This window comes from Rufibacter hautae (genome assembly GCF_008271695.1).
Taxonomy (GTDB): Bacteria; Bacteroidota; Bacteroidia; order Cytophagales; family Hymenobacteraceae; genus Nibribacter; species Nibribacter hautae.
In genome coordinates this window covers 1082082-1100038 of sequence record NZ_VKKY01000001.1, presented here as the reverse complement: position 1 = coordinate 1100038, position 17957 = coordinate 1082082, and the positions used below count along the sequence as shown (strand labels likewise).

Below are 17957 nucleotides of genomic sequence, written 5' to 3'. Positions count from 1 at the left end.
CAGAGCCCTTGGGATATTCAGGTTTTCAGGTGCATGGCTTTTCCTGCGGACAGACAAACCTTAGTTAAATCTTATCACAACAATATCTCCTGAGTTTTACGCCGGGTTTTACAAAACAGCCTCGAAATATAAAACTTAGGTGCACTTCTCCTTTAACAGGCCATGCAGGAAATCTAAATATAGGCTTAGTTCTATACCAGAACTCCTGTAATTAAACATTTCTAATTTTTAATTAAGCATATAGGGGATTGCTGGGTTTGGTCTGTCATCTAATTCCAGTAAGACTACCATCTATAATGCCATCTGCCCTATGTTATCTGGTTAAAAGATAAATCAGCTCTTTTCAATACCAAAAGTCCTTCTTTCTTGTACCAGCCCAGCGCTATCGGGTAGTGGAAAAAATCCATGTCCGGAGCTGCCTGGAAGGGTATTGCCTAGTCTTCCGGTTTCTTGAAACTCCTTTCTCATTCCCTCAGCTACCCTTTGCCAATGAAAAGTTACTCTACCAGATTTTCCCTTGTCTTGCTTTTGTTTCTGCTCACCCTGCTACGGGTGCAGGCGGCAACCCCGAAATCGACCAAGCCGGTCCATTTTATTCAAAACCGAGGCCAGATACAAAAGGAGAAGCGGAACCTGCAGCAGGAAATAGAATATGTGGCCATGGTGCAAGGCGCCACCATCTACTTCGCCGCAGACCAGATCATCTATAACTTCCAGAAAAAGGAAAGCAGCGGCAAGACGGGAAAGAACGCTGGGAAGGAGGCAATGAAAGAGCAGCAAGTAGTCATGAAGCTGGTCAACGGAAACCCGCAGGTAAAAATCCTGAGCGAGCAGAAGGCCGAGGAGTTCTACAACTACTATCTCCCGCATTGCCCTCAGGGCATTACGGGTGTTCCGGCTTTCCAGAAGTTGGTCTACCAGGAGGTCTATCCCAACATCGACCTGGTTTTCCATGCCAGCACCAAGGGTGTGAAATATGATTTCGTGGTCCACCCAGGCGGCAAGGCCTCGGATATTCAGATGGAATATGCGGGGGCTACGGATATCAGCATCGACAAAAAAGGACAACTCCAGATTGTGCATCCGCTGGGAAGCATCCAGGAGGAGGCGCCTTACACGTATCAGCAGAACGGAAAGGAAGGCAGTTCGGCGCAGGCGGTGACCTCCGCTTTCACGCTGAAAAATAAAAATAACATCGGTTTCAACGTGGGGGACTATGACACGGGGAAAGACCTGGTCATAGACCCTTTTGCCACCTATTACGGAGGTTCGTTGTTTGAGGAAGCCACTGATGTGGCCACTGATGCAGCGGGCAATATCTACTTCACCGGCAATACCTATAGCGAGGATTTTCCTACCCAAACCGTAGGGGGCGGCTACAACCAGACGCTGCATGGCGGCTCTTATGATGCGTTTGTGGTGAAGTTTGACAAAAACGGTGTGCGGCAATGGTCCACCTTTTTCGGGGGCGGGAGCAATGAGACTGCACATGGTTTGGCGGTGGACGGTAACGGCAACGTGATTGTGACGGGAGCCACCTCCAGCACCAATTTGCCCCGGTTGGCCAACGACGGTTTTGAGCAGACTACCCTGAACGGATTTGAGGATGCCTTTATCCTGAAACTGAGCGCCAGCGGCGCCCGGCTCTGGAGCACCTATTACGGCGGGGCCGAGAGCGAGGAAGGAAATGACGTGGCCACCGATGGCGCCGGCAACATCATTGTGGTAGGCTCCACCAACAGCAACAACTTCCCAATCCAGGCGCCGGCTGGCGGCTACAGCCAACCCACTAGGGGAGGCGATGACGATGCCTTTATCCTTAAGTTCAGCTCGGGCGGCGTACGCCAGTGGGCTACTTTTTACGGCGGCAGAAATGAGGAAATCGCCACCGGCGTAGCCACCGACCAGAACGGCAGCATCTGGGTAACGGGCCAAGCCGATGGCGCCATGCCCGTGCAGAATCTGGGCGGCGCTTACAACCAACCCAGCGTTGGTTCCTCCAGCGAGTCAGATGCGTTCATCTTGAAGTTCTCGGGCGGAGGTGTGCGTCAGTGGGCGACCTACTATGGCGGCACGGGTGAAGATTACGGAAGCCGCATTGCCGTGGATGGCGCCAACAACGTGCTGGTCACTGGTACCACCGAAGGCTTCTCTTTCCCCCTTCAGACTTTGGGCGGCGCCTACAACCAAGCCCAGGCTGGTGGCGAGGAAGAGGCCTTTATCCTGAAGTTCACCAACGGCGGTGCCCGCACCTGGGCCACCTATTACGGCGGTCCGCAGGGAGACTACGGCAAAAGCATTATAGCCGACCGCAGCAACAACATCTACGTGGTAGGTGTCTCCGAGGGCACCGGTTTACCTACCCAAACCATCGCTGGTGGCTATAACCAATTGCAAGGTTCTTCAGAAGACTACACAGATGGTTTCCTGCTCAAATTCAATACGGCCGGGGCCCGGCAATGGGCCACATACTACGGCTCCTTGCAAGACGATGCGTTGAACGGCGTGGCCACCGATGCCGAGGGGAACGTAGTGTCTGTGGGCTCCTCTCATAGCAATGACCTGCCCGTGGTCACCAATCAGGGCGGCTACAGCCAGGGGAACAGTGATGGCGGCGAAAAGGTGATCATTCTGCAGTTAACCGGTAATGGTAAATTGTCTACCGGCCAGACCGCCCAAACCATTGACTTCGCGCCGCTGGAGGACCGGGATGGAGAGGGGAGTATCACCCTGAAAGCCAAAGCCAGTTCCGGGTTGCCGGTAACCTACACTGCCGCCGGTCCGGCACAGGTGCTGAGCGGAAACATCCTCTGGATAGAAGGCTTCGGAAAAGTGACCGTGACGGCCCAGCAAAGCGGGAACAGCACGTACGCACCGGCGCCCGCGGTGGAGAGAAGTTTCTGCGCCAAAATCGTGCTGCCCGATTACCTGGACCAGGAGGAGGAAAACAACTGCGTGGGCCAAGGGAAATATTCCGTCTATGAAGTGGAAGGCGCCACCTACCAGTGGTCAGTTTCGGCGGAAGGTACCATCGTCTCGGCGGCTGGGCCTGAGGTGACCGTCAACTGGGCGAATACCGGCAAACACACGCTTACCCTTAAAATCACCAGCGACTGCGAACCGGCCGGTAAAACCACCTCCTTTGAGGTAGACGTGGTCACCAGTCCCAAACCGGGCGCCATCACCAACCTGGTGCCGGCACAGAATGCCGGAGGGCTTTCGTTGCCGCTTACTTTCTCCTGGGGAGCCTCGGCCAATGCCACCTCGTATGACTTCTACCTGTGGGCCGCCAATTCACCGGTTCCGCCTAGCCGGCCTTACGAGGATGACCTCACCGGAACCACTTTCACGGTTACTTCGGGATTGGTAAATGGGGTAACCTACAAATGGAAAGTAGTAGCCAGAACCAACTGCCAGACCACCGAGAGCGCTGAGCAGACCTTTGCCTTGGGTTGTACCACACCTACGCAACCTGCCCTCATTACCGGTAAAACCCCGGTTTGCGTGAACCCTGATGCCGAGTTTTATTCTGTTCCTTCGGTGCCTGGAGTAACGTACACTTGGGCGTTGACCGGAGGCGGTGCTATGACGGCTTTTGGCAACATTGCCATGATCACCTGGGCTACGCCGGGTACCTACACCTTGACCGTAACCCCATCCCTGGCTTGCGGTACCATCGGGCCGGCGCGTTCGGTGCAGATCACCGTCACGCAGATGCAGGCGCCCGCCGCGGTAAGTAATATGCAACCCACTAACGGCATCGGGGATTTGTCCTTACCCCTGAACCTTTCCTGGACCGCAGCGGCCAACGCTACTTCCTATGACGTGTATATCTGGCGCGATGGTACCACGCGGCCCTTTACGCCTAGCGGCAACGACCTGCAGACCTTGACTCATACGCTCACCGGCGGTCTGAGCAACGGCATTACCTATAAGTGGCAGGTGGTGTCTAAAAACGCCTGCCAGGAGACCGATGGACCTGTGCAGACCTTTATCATCAACTGCGTAACGCCGGCCCAGCCCAGCATCATCAGCGGGAAGACCATGGTCTGCCTGGAGCAGCAGGACTACCGCGTCACCAATGTCAATGGGGTAAATTACACGTGGTCGGCGGGGGATGCCGGAATTGTGTCTGGTACGGGCAATTCAGTGCAAATCACCTGGACCAAAGCAGGCACGCATACCCTTACTGTTACGCCATCGGTGGGTTGTGGACAAGCTGGTCCTGCCCGTACCATCCAGGTAACCGTGCAGAACCTATCTGCCCCGGGAATGGTGAGCAACATGCTGCCCGAGGACGGTAAAACCAACGTGTTGATTCCGCTGGATCTTAGCTGGAGTGCGGCTGCCAACGCTACTTCCTATGACCTGTACATCTGGCCAGATAACGGCACCAGCAGACCTAACTTCCCCTTTGAGGATAACCTGATCAACCTGAGTTTCAGGGTAACTAGCGGGCTGGACTACGGGGTAACCTACAAGTGGCAGGTGGTGTCTAAGAACAGCTGTAATGAGAAAGACGGCCCGGTGCAGACGTTCAAAGCCAACTGCCTTCCCGCAGAAAAGCCTGAAGCCATTGAGGGGTTAACCAGCGTTTGCCCCGGTACCTGGAAATATGTGGCGAAAAACTCAAATGCCGCCACCTACACCTGGACGTTGTCTGGCGGTGGCACCAAAACCGAAACCGGTGCTACCCTCACGGTGAACTGGACCACTTTGGGGACGCATACCATTACCGTGACGCCGGTTTCCGCCTGCGGAGCGGCAGGCCAGTCGCAGACCCTTACCGTGGTCGTTGGCAATCCAGTAGACCCAGCTGCGGTGACGAACATGAAGCCTGCCAACGGCGCCCAGGGCATCCTTGTTTCCACGCCGCTCACCTGGGACGCAGCGGCCAACGCCACTTCCTATGATGTGTACATCTGGCCGGAAACCGCTTCGGCGCGTCCTCAGTTCCCTACGGCTTCCAACATTGTAGGCGCAGCCTATACGCTTAGGCAAAAACTGACTTCTGATGTGGTGTACAAGTGGCAGGTGGTGGCTAAGAACAATTGCCGCCAGACCGAAGGACCAGTGCAGACTTTCCGCACGTTCCCCTTGCCAGACCTTACCATTGTAAGCAAAACTATCCAAGCTACGGCTACTAGCGGTTCCTCCATTCCTATCACTTGGGAGGTGAAAAACACTGGCAAGACCGGTACCGGAAACACCCAGTGGGTGGATCGGGTGTACCTGTCCACGGACCTTGACCTGCGCCGCGATGAGGATCAACTGCTGGGTACTTTCCCGCAGGTGACGTACCTGCAGCCAGGCCAGTCCTATAAGCAAGTGCAGGATGTGACGCTGCCCGCCACGCCAGGTACCTATTACCTGTTCGTAATCACGGATAACGAGCACGCCAACTGCGCCGGAGCCCTCACCGGAGACCAATGCCCGCAAGGCAGACTGGCAGGAAAGGAAGCCCTTCACGAAGCAGATGAGCAGAATAACTTTGTTTACCAGACCCTCAACATCCAGGTAGGCCCTACGGCCGACTTAAAAGTGCTCTCCGTAGGTACTCCCACGGATATCTTCAATGGCAGCACCATCAACGTAACCTACTCGGTGCAGAATATTGGGGAGGCAAGTGCCCTGGGCAAGAAAACCTACGCCAGCGGCGTGATGCCCCAGACACAAGTCGTGGGCGGACGTGGGGCCAGATTAGGACCAGCCGCCAGTTGCTATGACCATTATTGGATAGACGGCATCTACCTGTCATCAGATGACCAGTTCTCACCCGCAGATGATATCTATCTGGGTTACTCCTTCGTGAGCCTGAAAAGCAAGACGCAGAAAGATGTCTGCGGCAACTTTACCGGTATTCCACTCCCCAAAAATGAAACCTACAACCTGGTGGCACCGGTGACGCTGCCCATCAATAAAGTAGGGAAGTTCTACGTGTTTGTGGTAGCCGCCGATAAAGATGGAGTAGACGAAGGTTCCCGCCTCAGCAACAACGTGAAAGCCAGTGGCGAGATTACCATCAAACTCACCCCACCGCCCAATCTGGAAGTCACGGCCGTAACTGTGCCCAACACCGCAGTAGCCGGAGCCGAAGCTACTTTCTCCTGGACGGTGAAAAATAGCGGCGCCTCCGCACCAAGGGCCATTGAAAACGTGTGGCACGACCACCTGTACATCTCCAAAGAAGCCACCTTCAACAAAGAGGCCAGCATTAGCCTGGGTAAGTTCTACCAGACCCCGGAACCTGACTTTGTAGGCGCCAAAGGAACCTACACCGAGACCAAAAGCATCCGGATACCAGAAGGCATTGCTGGGAACTACTACGCCTACCTGGTCACCGATGAAGACGATAAGGTTTTTGAGCACACTTTTACAAATGACAACCTAAAACGCAGCGACAAGCAGATTACCATCACGGCCGGTAACTACGCTGAGCTGGAGGTACTCAACGTGGAGATGCCTACCGAGGTCATTGCCGGAAGAGACTTCAAAATCAAATATCAGGTCAAAAACAGCGGTACCGGCAGGCCGGGCGCTGAGTACCAGGATGCCGTTTCCTACTCCACCACGGCTACCTGGGACCCAACCCGGGAGATTGGGACCCAGCGGTTCACCGGCCAGCCGGAGCCTTCTCAGACCCAGAACCGGGAACTGACGGTAAGAGCCCCCAACATGGAAGGTGACGCGTATTTCTTTGTGCAGACAGACCCCCGTAACAGGATCTACGAGACAGACGAGACCAACAACCTGAAAGGGTTCGGGACGAAGGTGCGGATCAAGCTGGCTCCTCTGGAACCAGACCTGGAGGTTTCCGGGTTAGCCGCCCCAACTGTGGCGCAGGCCGGAACGTCCATTAAACTGGATTGGAATGTTTTCAACAAAGGCAACGGCAGCCCCATTGTGTCCACCTGGGCAGACGGGGTATACCTCTCCAAAGATAGAGAACTGGATCCCGCCGATATTGTGCTTTTCTCTAAGAGCTTCCGCGTGAGTGGTTTAGAGCCGGGCGCTTCTTACAACGCCACCTATACAACAGAGATCCCCAGAGGATTGTCTGGCACCTATTACCTCATCCATCTGGCAGACCCTGGTAAACTGATCTCCAACGAGGTGAACAGGACCAACAACCTGCAGGTAAAGGAAATCACTCTGAATTCTAATCCGGCCGCTGATCTGGTGGTATCCAAGATTGAGGCGTCAAACGTGGCTTTTGCAGGACAATACCTGAAGGTGAAATTTACCGTGACAAACCAGGGGCAGGGAACGGCCGTGAGCAAACTCAGTGACCGGTCTTACTGGCACGATGCCATCTGGTTGGGGCTTGATCCGGCGCTGGCGTCCACTGCTACGAGCCAGAATTTGGGTAGCAAGGTGAGAACTGTTACCCTGGCCAAAGGTGCCAGCTATACAGACAGTGTGGAACTGGATATTCCCAAGTATCTTCTTGGCGACTATTACCTCTTTGTGCGCACTGATAACCAGGACATGGTCTTTGAGCACGACAAGGAAGACAATAACCTGTCCATCGCCATCCCGCTGAAGATCACCACGGCGCCTCCGGCTGATCTCATCGTGGAGAAAGTGAACCTGACGCCTAGTGTGTACCTGGGCGAGAACCTGCAGGCGGCGTACACGGTGAAGAACGTGGGCACAGTGGCCGCCGTAGGGAACCTGCGAAACAGCGCGTTCCTGTCTACCGATGCAACCTTGAACGCGGCCTCCGACATACTGATCAACTACGGCGAGACCCGCATCAACCTGGAGCCGGGTCAGACCGTCTCCGGCACCTTGATGGCTCCGGTACCCGGCATACTCCCCAACAGTTACCAGGGCATTCTGTTGGCCAACTCCAGCAATGCCGTGCATGAGAGTGACCTCAACAACAACCAGAAGGTAGGAGACACACCGGTTAACGTCAAGATCAAGTCCCTCTTCCTGAACGTGCCGGAGATCGCGCCGCTCAAGCTTAACGATCAGCTCTTCTACCAGGTAGCCGTTACGGCAGACCAGGACCTGCTCCTGACCTTGACCAGTGACCAGAACTACGGCCTCAACGAGGTGTATGTGGCCTATAACCGCATTCCTACCGCCGCCAACTTTGACTTCAAGTACACCGATGTCAACCGACCCAACCAAAAAGTACTCATTCCGCAGACCAAAGCCGGGAACTACTATGTGTTGGTGAGGGCCTCCTCAGGATTCGGGGGTAGCCAGAACGTGACCTTGCTGGCTAAAGCGCTGCCGTTCTCCATCATGAGCATCACGCCTAACCGCATGGGCCAGGGCGTGGTGAGCAGCACGTTGCTGGGTGCCGGATTCCGGCAGGGCGTTACCATCATCTTGAAAGGCAACACCGGAACCACCGCCGCTACCGCCGAGGTGGTGAAGATGGTCAACAGCATGGAATTGAAACTACGCTGGAGTCTGGCCAATACGCCCAAAGGCATCTATGACGTGGTAGCCACCAACCCCAACAACCAGCAGCAGACGCTGGCCAAAGGAGTAACCGTGGAAGCCGCAAGTAAATATGCCGTAGACTATGTGCCACAGGCACCAAACGTGCTGCGCCGGGGCAAAGGCGGATTGTACACCTTCTCCTTCCGGAATACCTCCAACGTGGACATCCCAGTACTGCACGGTACGCTTACCGTGCTGGGCGATGCAGACGTGACAGTAGAGAAAATCGAAGGCAAGTTCCTGACCGGTTCTGACTGGCCCATCGCGCCGGGCATTCCTAATACCGACTACACCGTGGTGGGCGGCGCAAAGGAAGTACCGTTTATCTCCCGCAACGTGGCCCCGGGCGAGCAGATGACCATTGCCCTCAACGTAGGCCTCAAGGATTTCAAACTGAACAGATTCCCGCTCACAGTGAAATTGCTGGCGTATTCCAGGAGCACGCTTATGACCAACCTGAGTGAGCAGATAGAGATTTCCCGCCGGGCAATTCTTGCTGACCCAGCCCTACTGAAAGCCGATCAGGTGGAAGGATTGCTCACGCTGGCCGGAAATCAGCGGAAATTCGGCGAAGCCGTAATGGCTACCCTTATTTCCAACGGATTGCTTTCTTCTGCAGACACCACCGGCTTTGACTACACTTGTCCTGTCTGCGGGCCGGTACCTTCCAATCCGCAGCCGCCGCAGTCAGAGGACCAGAACCCCGAGGTGATGGCGTTTGACTACGATCCGGGCGCCAGCCCAGGTTCCACCCTCATGCCAACGGCTACGTTTGCGCCGGGGCAGGATTATCTGTGGGAAATCAACAAGTACAACGGCAATGCCGGGGCAGACCCAGGTTGGGATCTGGTGAAAATCAACGGCCGGTTGAACATCACCGCCACGGCGCAGAACCCCTTCGTGATCAGGGTTTCCTCGCTGGACTATGACAATTACCCAAGCTACCTGGCAGGCTGGTACCCAGCCGTGGACAAATGCTGGCCCATTGCCGTAGCCGAGGGCGGCATCACTGGTTTCTCAGCTGATAAGTTCGCCATTGACACGTCTCGTTTCGTGGCCTACAACTACACCTACAAAGGGAAGTTCTCGGTGAAAGTAATCGGCAATACGCTTTACCTGTGTTTTACCGCATATGTGCCCAAAACGGGAGAACCGGGCGTACCTGGTGCCCCTGGTGGATACGGAGAACCTGGTACTCCCGGCGGACAAGGCGGCCCTGGCTCAGGTACTGTGAGCCCTGGTGCTGGCGGACCGGGTGGCGCCGGCGGCCCTGGCGGCGGAGCCGGTGGCGCGGGCGGAAAAGGCGGAGTCGGTGGGCCAACGGGTCCGGGCGGTCCTGGAGGCCCAGGTGGTCCGGGTGGCCCGGGCGGCGGATCTGGTGGTGAAGGCGGCGAAGGTGGCCCGGGTCCGCAAGGCCCAGGTCCGGAAGGTCCCACAGGCCCGACTGGTCCGGTAGGTCCTGAGCAACCAGGTCCGCCTCCAGGAACTCCGCCGGGAACCCCTCCGCACAGAAAACCTACGTCCAGACCAAAAGGACCGGGCTCTTACCGGTACAGCAAGTCGTATATTCCTAGTTGGCCACAGCCGCAGAATCCGGAGGACAACCAACCGCCCACCACACCTAAGAAGTGTGATGAGACCATTTTCTCTGAGGATGACTGTAAAAAAGGACTGGACTTCCTGAACCAGATGGTGAAAGTGCGCACCGGCGCCAGTGATCCGTATTCGGCGGTAATTGGCTCAGTTTCCACGGCTACCTCAGAGTGCTACACCAGTGCCATTATTGGTGGGGTGGGTGATGCGGTGAACACCACCATCGGCATCGTGAAAGGCGGACCTACGCCGTTGGTAATTACCAGCGCGGTGCTCAATGCCGGTAAATTCGGGTTATCCATCTATAGCTGCTCTTTACCAGAAGGAGACCGGAAACGCGATGTGCAGTTTGTGATTGACCTCATTGGCTGCTTTAACTCTTCCAGTGCGCTGGAGTTGGGCATCAACATGGCCAGTTGCTTCGGGAAGTTGTTCTTCTGCACCGATATCGTGGCGTCCTGTGACCCGAACGAGATCATTGGGCCGGTGGGCTTCGGGCCGAACCGAATAGTGTCCTCCACCGTGCCGATGGGCTACAAAGTGACGTATGAGAATGACTCTACCAAGGCCTCGGCGCCGGCGCAGCGCGTGCAGGTTACCGTGCCGCTGGACAAAGACCTGGATCCGCTGAGTTTCCGATTGGGTTCCTTCGGGTTCGGTCCGTTCAACTTCAACGTGCCGGCAGATCTGGCCAGTTACCAGACTACTCTGGTCATTGCAGATTCAGTGGGCTACAACGTGGAAGTGACCGCCGGGGTAGACGTAGTGGAGAACGAGGCGTTCTGGATTCTGCAGACCGTTGACCCAACCACCGGCTTACCGCCCGCCGATCCGTTGAAAGGCTTCCTTCCTAAAAACAACGCCAGCGGTGCCGGCGAAGGCTACGTGACCTACACCGTGCTGCCGAAGAACACGGCCGTGACCGGAGACACCATTCATGCCCGAGGTTCTATTGTTTTCGATACAAATGACCCAATTATCACAAACCGAGCCCAAAACATCCTGGACGCGAAAGCCCCTCAATCTAAGGTGTCGGCGTTGCCGGCCTTAGTGGAAGCGACTACGCCGGTAACCATCACCATCCAGGACGAGGCGAAGGGAAGCGGCGTACAGTCGTATGACCTGTACGTGTCTGAGAACGGCGGAGCTTTCACAATCCTGAAAGCCAAACTGAGCGCAGGCACAGCCTACACCTTCAAGGGCGAACCGGGCAGAACCTACTGCTTCTTCTCCATAGGCAGGGATAACGTAGGAAACCTGGAGCCGATGAAGCTGACCGGCGAGGCCTGTCTCCTGGTGAAAGGCACGGATAACACCAAAAAAGTGGCCGTGTTGCAGCCGAACGGCAGCGAGCAGTATTGTCCGGGTACTCCTGTCAAGATTGCGTGGGGGAGCCAGGGCGTGCAGAACGTGAACGTCTCATACTCATCTAACGGAGGCCAGACGTTCCAGAGCATCGCCACAGGTCAAGCCGCTACCGGCTCGCTTAACTGGACGGTGCCGGCCACGTTGGCGGCTTCTGATAACTTCGTGATCAAGGTGGAAGACGCGACCTCCACCAGTGTGAAAGACGTAAGCGACAAAGCCTTCACCGTGGGCATTACCGCACCGGTAAACGCAGGCGCCGACCAGACCGTCTGCCAGAACCAGGCTGCTTTCAACCTAACCGGGTTCAGCCCGGCGGGCGGAACCTGGAGCGGAACGGGTGTAAGTGCCAACGGAACATTCAACCCGGCCACGGCTGGCGAAGGAACCCACACCTTGACGTATACCGTGCCCGTGAACGGCTGTACCACCAGCGTCACGAAGAAAGTAACCGTGACCACGGCATCGGCGGTGACCCTGGCGAACCTGGCCCCGGTAACCGAGACCACCGCGCCGTTTGCCCTGACCGGCGGCTCGCCGGCAGGAGGTACCTACGCCGGCATGGGCGTGGTGAACGGAACCTTCAACCCTGCTTTGGTAGGCACCGGAACCTTCACTATTACCTACACGGTGGACGGAAATTGCGGCGCCTCGGTGTCTAAAGCCATCGCGGTGAATCCAGTGATTTTGGCACCTGGCACCTTGGCCGCGGAAGCAATATCCGGCACTCAGATCAACCTGACCTGGACCGACAACACCGTTTCTGAGACTGGGGTGGTGGTGGAAAGAGCCTTCTCTGCAGCCGGACCGTTTGCCGTGGTAGCCACGCTGCCCGCCAACACCATCGCCTACGCAGACAAAGGACTCGCCACCAAGACCACGTACTACTACCGCCTGAAGGCCATCAACGCCACCAGCGCGCAGTCTGACTACACCGCCGTGGCCAGTGCCACCACCAAGAACGACATCACAGACTCGCCGTACGGCCTCAACAACACCTACGTGAAGCTGTTCCCGAACCCAACCCGTGATAAGGCCCAGGTGGAGTACCTGTCTGAGAAAGGCTCGCAGAAAGTAACCATCATCCTGTACAATGCCTTGGGCACGCCAATTCTGGAACGAGAGGTGAAAGTACAAGGCGGATTGTTCAAGACCGAGCTTGACCTGAGCAGCCTGGCCACCGGTGCCTACTTCATGCGCCTGATTGACAAGGATCAGATTTTCTACAACAAGGTGATTAGGCAATAAGTAGTGTTGCTTTCAAACAAGAAAGGAGACCATGAAGATGGTCTCCTTTCTTGTTTTTATAGTTTAGCAAATGGCGTTTTAACTGAGAAGGAAGTCTCTTTTGATTTGGGCCTGTTTTCAGAAAATCAACCGCGAAACGGGAATCAACTTCAACTGTTTTTAGCCTGATTAATTGAAAACTGGCTTAGAACGAGAACCCACCCCTGCCCCTCCCAGGAGGGGAATCTCGCAATGCATCAGTGCGCAATATAAGTTGCAGTTTTGGTTAGTGAGAACACCAACAATGGGTAAAGACGCTTTTTTCCTTTGAAGGAGGTGAAGAAATTTTTACCCACGCCGAGCACGCATTCCTGAGAATTCCCCTCCTGGGAGGGGTAGGGGTGGGTTCAATTACGTTTGCCTCTTCCATTGCCGCTTCTCAAAAAAAACTCGCAGCGTCCTAAAGTCCTGCGAGTGTCTCCGCCAACGGCGTTTAGGGCCAATTTTACAGAAAACAGACCCTAAACGCAGTGCTTACAGCAAATCCACCACCGTTTCCAGACCGATGCCGCGGGAGCCTTTGATCAGGACGTGGCTGTTGCGGACGGGGTGATCGGTGAGCCATTGCACCAAGGCGCTTTTCTCGGCGAAGTAGCGGAAATCAGGGTTCACTTCGGCGGCGTAGCGCATTTCCTTTCCGCAGAGAAATACCTGTGCGAAGGGCTGCTGGCTCAGTTGCTCACCCAGGGCGCGGTGCTCGGCTTCGCTTTCCTGGCCCAGTTCCAGCATGTCGCCCAGGATGACGACTTTAGACTCACCGGCCATCTGCCCGAAGTTGGAAACTGATAAAGACATAGAGCTTGGGTTGGCATTGTAGGCATCCAGCAGAATGGTGTTGGTGTCTTTTTGTACAATCTGCGAGCGGTTGTTCGTGGGCACGTAACCGGCAATGGCGGCATTGATTTGCTCGTGCGGTACCCCAAAAAATCGCCCGATGCAGGCGGCGGCCATCATGTTCTCAAAGTTGTAAGAGCCCATCAGGTGCGTGCGTACTTCCTCGCCGTTGGCGGCGCGGTAAACGACCTGCGGGGCGGCCTGCAGCAACTCGGCGGTGTAATCGTCTTGCGGACCGAAATACGTGACTTTGTTCGCGATCCGGCGTACCATGCGCATGAGGTGTTCGTTAGATGTATTCACGAAGACAGTGCCCTCGGCTTTGTCCAGGTGCAGGTACAGTTCGCTCTTGGTGCGGGCCACGCCTTCCAGACTCCCGAAACCCTCCAGGTGCGCTTTCCCGATGTTAGTAATGAGGCCGTGGGTGGGCAACGCATAGGAACAGAGCTCCGCGATATCGCCGGGGTGGTTGGCGCCCATCTCAATGATGGCCAGTTCATGCTCGGGCTGGATGCTGAGCAGCGTAAGCGGCACCCCGATGTGGTTGTTGAGGTTGCCTTTGGTGCAGAGCACGTTGTATTTCTGGCTCAGGACCGCGTTGATGAGTTCTTTGGTAGTGGTTTTGCCGTTGCTGCCGGTGATGCCAATGAAGGGAATGCTCAGTTGCAGGCGGTGGTGCAGCGCCAATTCCTGCAGGGCCTTAAGCGAGTCTTCTACCTGAATGATGTTGGGACCAGTGATGGTAGGGTCCTGTACCACGGCGTACCGGGCTCCTTTGTCCAGCGCCATCTGGGCAAACTGGCTGCCTTTGAAATTGGGGCCGTCCAACGCAAAAAAAAGCGTGTTTTCTTGTTCCGCCCGGGAATCGGTGCTTACCTTCCGGCATTCCAGGTATTTCTGATACAGGTGCTCCACTAGCTCCGCCATAGAAAAGAGTTATTTTGTACGTCTAGAATTACGAATAAATGAACAAAGCATTAAAGGTACTAGGCTTTTCCTTAAGTTGGATAATTGGCCTGGCGCAAACTGCCCAGGCGCAGAACCCCATCCGGCTGCAGGAGGTAACCGGGCCAACCGTGCAGAACACCGCTGGCCAATCCTTGAAACTGCCCTGGGCCGGAGGGTTCAACAGTCCGCAGTTCTCGGCCATCGACCTGAACCAGGACGAGCAACAGGACCTGTTTGTCTTTGACCGAAGCTCGCAGCGCGTGGCTACTTTTCTGGCGGTGCAGACCAACGGAACCTGGGCTTACCGGCACGCCCCCGAGTACGAGAACGCCTTCCCCCGTGAACTGCGGTTTTTCGCCCTGCTCCGCGATTTCAACTGCGACGGCGCCCCAGACCTGTTCACCGCCTCTAACCAAGGGTTGGTAGTGTACACCAACGTCTCCTCGGCGAGCACCGGAATCCGTTTCAACCTCACCCATCCTACCGTCTACTTCAATACCGATGCCAACCTGCTGGTGGGCTCAGAAGACATGCCTGCCATTGTAGACATGGACAATGACGGCGACCTGGACATTCTTACCTGGGAGTGGTCGGGCGGCACCAAACTGGAGTATTACCGCAACGAGCGGGTAGAGCAGGGGCTGAACTGCAACATGCTCACGTTTACCCGCACCTCCTCTAACTGGGGGCAGGTAACCCGCTGCGTGGGAACTTGCAACAACTACCGCTTCAATGAGAACTGCCCGTCTACCCACCACATTGGCGGCTCCAGCGTGCTACCTTTGGACTTGAACGCCGATGGCGTGCTGGACTTACTCGCGGGCCACGATGACTGCCCCGATCTGGCCAGCCTCTACAACACCGGTACCAACCTGCAGCCTAAAATCACCCGCGCCGAGTACAACCTCCCGCCTAACGTCTCCGGTCTGCAGTTCAGCGTTTTTCCGGCCGCCTATTACCTGGATGTCACTTTTGACGGCATCCCCGATCTGGTGGTGGCGCCCAACATGACTTCCAACTCGCACCAGAACGTGAACCTGAAGAGCTCGGTGTGGGTGTATGCCAACACAGGCACCGCTGCCCAACCTGTATTTGCCAGTTCAAAACAGCCTTTCCTGCAGGACCAGATGGTAGACGTGGGCGAAGGTGCCGCTCCGGCCTTGGGCAACCTCACCGGCAACGAAGCCTTGGACTTACTGGTAGGCAACACCGCCGTGCTGGAGAATGGCCGCTACGCCGCCTCGCTCACGCTGTTCCAGAACCAAGGCACTCCCACCGATGCGCTTTTCCAAAATGTCAATTCAGACTTCCTGGGTTTCTCCGCTTTAGGCTTGCAGTCTTTGAAGCCCCAACTGCTGGACATCAACGCCGATGGTAAAACAGACTTGGCCTGGAGCGCTTTCAAGTCGTCTAACAACACCGTGGAGTTCAAGTATGCCCTGAACGAAGCCGCAGCCGGGCAACCTGCCTCTTACACCCTGGCAAACGCCGTGGGCATACCCGGCATTCTGCTGTTCAAGGGCGACACGCCTTACCTGTATGATGTGAACGCCGACGGAAAGTTGGACGTGCTCATTGGCCGTACCTCTGGAGGGCTCACCTATTACCGCAACACGGGCACCAACACCAGCCCCACCTGGGCGCTTATCTCCGAAGCATTTGGTGGCCTGGCGGCCGATGTAGAACGCAAAAGGCTCCAAGTCACCGTAGCAGATGTGAACCTAGACCAGAAACCCGACCTGCTCGCCACCGATGAAAGCGGCAAGCTTCGGGTGTTCTCTGCCTTTCAAGACCATCTTGCCGGCACGTTTCCGGTAGAGGAGAACCTGCTTTATCAGCCTTCCACCCAGCAGTACGGAGAAGCGAATTTCGGCACCGGTATGGTCCTGGCCACCGGTAACCTCAACCCCGATGCCTTGCCTGAAATCATCATCGGGACGCATGCCGGAGGTCTCCGTTTCGTGAAAGCCATTACCGAACCTTTGGGCATAGAGAACCCCACGGCTGAGCGCTCCTTTGGCAAGGTTTTCCCAAATCCGGCCGATAAACTGGTGCAGGTGCTCACGGAGAAAAACGCCACTTACCAACTGCATAACGTGGCAGGCGCCCTGATCAAGAAAGGAAAAACAATAGCCGGCAAACCCCAGGAAATCTCCACCGCAGCCTTGCCTGCCGGCCTCTACCTGCTGCGCCTCCAAGCCGCCGATGGTAAGGTGGTGACGCATAAATTAGTAGTGAAGCACTAATCAAAACCCTAACTAAAGCATTAGAAAAGAGGACCCCGTTTCAAGGCTGATTTCTAAAAATCAGCCTTGAAACGGGGTCCTCTTTTAACGATTTTTTTCACCTCCACAATTCTCCTTACTCTGGTTCAAGTCTGTGACTTGGACCCAAAATGATCTGAAGTTTGCAACTTCAGTGAGGCGTGAGCCTCAAAACAGCATTGGCTGGTGAAATAGCAGTACCCTTTACTAAGCGTCCATCTAGTTCGCCCACAAGGTCCTTTCAGGATGACAAAAGAGGAGCGAGGATGACAAAAAGGGGGAGCATTCTTCCACTTATCCACTCCTCCATCCCTTCTCTCAATCACTCATCCACTCAATCACTCATTTCCCTTGATCACACCTCAATCGTGAAGACATCGGCGTCAATGTCCCAGGGGAGTTTGCGGCGGGTTTCTTCCAGGTGCTCCCGCGAGAGGGTAATGGTGGAAACGGCTTCTTCGTGTTCATGGTGCACCAGTTCTTCGCCCAGCAGGTTGTAGGCCGCTGAGTCGCCGGAATAGGCGTGGCCTTTGGCATCGGTGCCCACGCGGTTCACGCCTATGCAGTACACTAGATTTTCAATGGCGCGGGCCCGCAGCAGGGTTCTCCAAGCTAGGCGGCGGCGGTCCGGCCAACTGGCGATGTAGATAAGTACATCGTAGGAAATGGGCGTGTTGCGGGACCACACCGGGAACCGGAGATCATAGCACACAAGCGGGCAGATGTTCCAGCCGTTCAGCTCTACAATCAACTTTTGGGTACCCGGGGTGTACGCCTCGCACTCACCCGCCATCCGGAAGAGGTGGCGCTTGTCGTAGTGCTCTAAGGTGCCATCAGGGCGCATCCAGAGGACGCGGTTGTAGTACTTTCCGTGCTCGGTAATGATGAGGCTGCCCATCACCACGGCGTTGCGCTCCTGCGCCATCTGCCGCATCCAGGCCACCGATTCCCCGTCCATTTCCTCGGCCAGCGCCGGGGCGTCCATGCTGAAGCCGGTGGTGAACATCTCGGGCAGAATAATCAGATCGGTTGCGGGAAGTTGTTGGATTTTCGCCTGGAACTTGGCTCTATTGGCGGCGGCATCGTGCCAGGCCAGATCTAACTGAAGAAGGGAAACGCTTAGGTCAGACATCGGGGTAAGGAAGAATTAGGAATCTGGGAGTAGGAATTGGAGCGATAAACCCTGATTTTGATCCTTCAGGAGAA

Annotated in this window: 4 protein-coding genes; 2 read left to right on the top strand and 2 right to left on the bottom strand. The window is 55.9% G+C overall.

Annotation, left to right across the window (positions count from 1 at the left end):
- Positions 1–489 precede the first annotated feature (489 nt).
- Positions 490–12666 (top strand): DUF7948 domain-containing protein, encoded by a 12177-nt coding sequence (locus FOA19_RS04155; protein ID WP_149089512.1) that lies wholly within the window; start codon positions 490–492, stop codon positions 12664–12666.
- Between the two features lie 513 nt (positions 12667–13179).
- Here FOA19_RS04155 and FOA19_RS04150 read toward each other — a convergent pair.
- Complete coding sequence (locus tag FOA19_RS04150; protein WP_149089511.1) at positions 13180–14466, bottom strand: UDP-N-acetylmuramoyl-tripeptide--D-alanyl-D-alanine ligase; 1287 nt, start codon at positions 14464–14466, stop codon at positions 13180–13182.
- Between the two features lie 38 nt (positions 14467–14504).
- Here FOA19_RS04150 and FOA19_RS04145 point away from each other — a divergent pair, with 38 nt between their 5' ends.
- The gene (locus FOA19_RS04145) at positions 14505–16733 is read left to right on the top strand and encodes a T9SS type A sorting domain-containing protein (RefSeq protein ID WP_149089510.1); all 2229 of its coding nucleotides are present in this window, start codon (positions 14505–14507) and stop codon (positions 16731–16733) included.
- A 373-nt stretch (positions 16734–17106) separates the two neighbouring features.
- On the opposite strand, the gene FOA19_RS04140 is transcribed toward FOA19_RS04145, so the two are convergent.
- Complete coding sequence (locus FOA19_RS04140) at positions 17107–17883, bottom strand: amidohydrolase (protein ID WP_149089509.1); 777 nt, start codon at positions 17881–17883, stop codon at positions 17107–17109.
- Positions 17884–17957: the final 74 nt, after the last annotated feature.

Coding starts and splice junctions, on each gene's coding strand:
- FOA19_RS04155 (WP_149089512.1), top strand. CDS start 490: ATGAAAAGTTACTCTACCAGATTTTCCCTTGTCTTGCTTTTGTTTCTG.
- FOA19_RS04150 (WP_149089511.1), bottom strand. CDS start 14,466: ATGGCGGAGCTAGTGGAGCACCTGTATCAGAAATACCTGGAATGCCGG.
- FOA19_RS04145 (WP_149089510.1), top strand. CDS start 14,505: ATGAACAAAGCATTAAAGGTACTAGGCTTTTCCTTAAGTTGGATAATT.
- FOA19_RS04140 (WP_149089509.1), bottom strand. CDS start 17,883: ATGTCTGACCTAAGCGTTTCCCTTCTTCAGTTAGATCTGGCCTGGCAC.